The following is a 2302-nucleotide window of genomic DNA, read 5'->3' on the forward strand; positions in this document are numbered from 1 at the left end:
CGGGAATGCCCAGTTTCGTGATTAGCATGCTCAGAAAAATTAACTGACTGTTGCACTTGTTCCTTGAGACCGCCATATGCCAGTTATCACCGCAATTGCCAAAAAGCATAATCTACTGGTTTTGGAAGACTCGGCTCAAGCTCATGGTGCTCAGACCAACAACAAAAAGGCAGGAAACTGGGGTGATGCCTCGGGGTTTAGTTTTTATCCTGGAAAGAATTTAGGTGCGCTGGGTGATGCAGGCGCTATTACCACGAATGATCCTGATCTGGTTGAAGTGCTAAAAGCACTTCGGAACTATGGATCGCACGAAAAATATAAAAATATTATGCTGGGTGTTAACAGCCGTTTAGATGAAATTCAAGCGGCAATGTTGGGCGTAAAGTTAAAGCATTTGGATAAAGAAGCTCAAGCACGGAAAAAAATTGCAGATGCCTACATGCGATCAATCCGAAACAGTCACATCAGTTTGCCACTGCCTTATGAAACTGACGTGCTCACTTTTACCGAACACGCTTGGCATTTGTTTGTCGTTCGCTCAGCCCATCGTGACAAATTGCAACAACATTTGGCTGAGAATGGAGTGCAGACACTAATACATTACCCCATTCCCCCTCATCAACAAGAGGCGTATAAAAATTATGATTTCTCATCTCGGTCTTTTCCAGTGACTGAGTTGATACATAATGAAATTCTGAGCTTGCCAATCAGTCCCGTTATGACTCATGAACAAGCGATGAAAGTAATTGAGGTTTGTAACAGTTTCAGCGTAAGCGGTTAAAGTGATGACGCTGCTTAAAACGAGTTTTTTAAATGGCTTGGCCGTCATTATTAAAATGCTGACGCTGCTTGGAATTAACAAGGTGTTAGCTGTCTATGTCGGGCCAGCAGGCTACGCTGCCTTGGGCCAATTCCAAAATGCGCTGCAAATAATCTCGACATTTGCGAGTGGTTCGGTCAATACGGGGGTAACGAAATACACGGCTGAATACACAAACGAAGTTCACAAGCAGCATGCGGTATGGAAAACAGCAGGCACCTTAGCGACCTGCGGATCCGTGATAACCGCTTTAATAATAGCTGTATTCAGCAAACCACTGGCCGTCATATTTTTCAATGATGAATCACTTTCTTCAGTTTTCCTATGGCTAGCGGGAGGGCTGGTTTTCCTGACATTAAACTCACTAGTACTCGCTATTCTTAACGGTAAAAAAGATATTTTACGCTTTGTTGTAGCCAACATTCTTGGCAGCCTCTTCGCATTGTGTACTACCTCTCTTCTAGCCGTTAAGTTTGGCCTGTATGGTGCATTGGTTGCGCTGGCTTTATATCAATCGCTCAGCTTTGTTGTGACGATTTATATTTGCAGGAAAGCGGCTTGGTTTAAACTTTCATTGTTGTTCGGGGCCGTCGATACGCAGGTTGCCAAAAACCTGCTGAAATTTACCGCTATGGCGCTAACTTCTGCGGCGTGTGTTCCTCTAAGTCAAATATTTGTTCGAAATTATTTAGGTGAAACGTTCAGCTGGGAAGCAGCAGGTTATTGGGAAGCAATGACAAGGTTGAGTTCAGCTTACTTGCTATTCATTACTTCAACGTTGAGTGTTTATTATCTTCCAAAGCTGGCCGAGCTCAAGCTGGTGCGGAAAATAAAAGCTGAAATTGCCCAAGGCTATAAATATATACTGCCCTGTGCGATGATAATGGGGCTGTTGATTTACATACTGCGTGATTTTATTATCGGCATTTTGTTTACTCGTGAGTTCAGCCCGATGCGAGAGCTTTTTGCATGGCAGATGGTGGGTGATAGTTTAAAAATAGGGAGCTGGATTTTAGCCTACTTGATGCTAAGTAAAGCCATGTATAAAGTGTTTATCATTACTGAAGTGGTATTTGCAATAAGCTTTGTGTTGTTGACTCTGCTTTTTTGCCATTTCTTCGGTTTTGTTGGTGTGACAATGGCTTATGCTTTTAATTATGCTGTGTATTGGCTGGTGATGGGCTCTGTCATATACTTGAAATTCAGAGCTGCTATGAATACAAAGGAAGGTGTTTTGTGCTAACTGTCGTTATTCCATCCTATAACCATTCTCAGTATATCGAGAGTTGTTTGCTAGCGGCTATCGAATGTGAGAAGTCACGCATTATAGTTATAGATGATGGCTCTACAGACGACACTGTTGCTGTCGTAGAAGCCTTTATTGAAGCACACAAGCAGTACGACATATGGCGGTCTCAAGGAACAAGTGCAACAGTCAGTTAATTTTTCTGAGCATGCTAATCACGAAACTGGGCATTCCCG

General features: G+C 42.9%; 3 protein-coding genes. All 3 read left to right on the forward strand.

Translation table 11 applies throughout. From position 1 onward, the window contains the following. Window positions 1-76: 76 nt before the first annotated feature. From CJU81_RS23445 to CJU81_RS24375, 3 genes are read left to right on the forward strand one after another with little or no spacing between them, the layout of a single operon-like run. Window positions 77-781 carry a DegT/DnrJ/EryC1/StrS family aminotransferase gene (locus CJU81_RS23445; protein WP_095038439.1) on the forward strand — a complete coding sequence of 235 codons (705 nt, stop codon included), beginning with the start codon at window positions 77-79 and terminating at the stop codon, window positions 779-781. A gap of 4 nt (window positions 782-785) precedes the next feature. Further along, window positions 786-2063: an O-antigen translocase gene (locus CJU81_RS23450; RefSeq protein WP_095038440.1), complete on the forward strand. Its 1278-nt coding sequence runs from the start codon at window positions 786-788 to the stop codon at window positions 2061-2063. Further along, on the forward strand, window positions 2057-2263 hold the full coding sequence (locus tag CJU81_RS24375; protein WP_176464907.1) for a glycosyltransferase family 2 protein: 207 nt from the start codon (window positions 2057-2059) through the stop codon (window positions 2261-2263). The genes CJU81_RS23450 and CJU81_RS24375 overlap by 7 nt, the downstream gene beginning before the upstream one ends. Window positions 2264-2302: the final 39 nt, after the last annotated feature.

This window comes from Pseudomonas fragi (assembly GCF_002269505.1).
Taxonomy (GTDB): domain Bacteria; phylum Pseudomonadota; class Gammaproteobacteria; order Pseudomonadales; family Pseudomonadaceae; genus Aquipseudomonas; species Aquipseudomonas fragi_D.

Excerpts from the sequence above, each read along its gene's own strand:
- CJU81_RS23445 (WP_095038439.1), top strand. The coding sequence starts at position 77 with ATGCCAGTTATCACCGCAATTGCCAAAAAGCATAATCTACTGGTTTTG.
- CJU81_RS23450 (WP_095038440.1), top strand. The coding sequence starts at position 786 with ATGACGCTGCTTAAAACGAGTTTTTTAAATGGCTTGGCCGTCATTATT.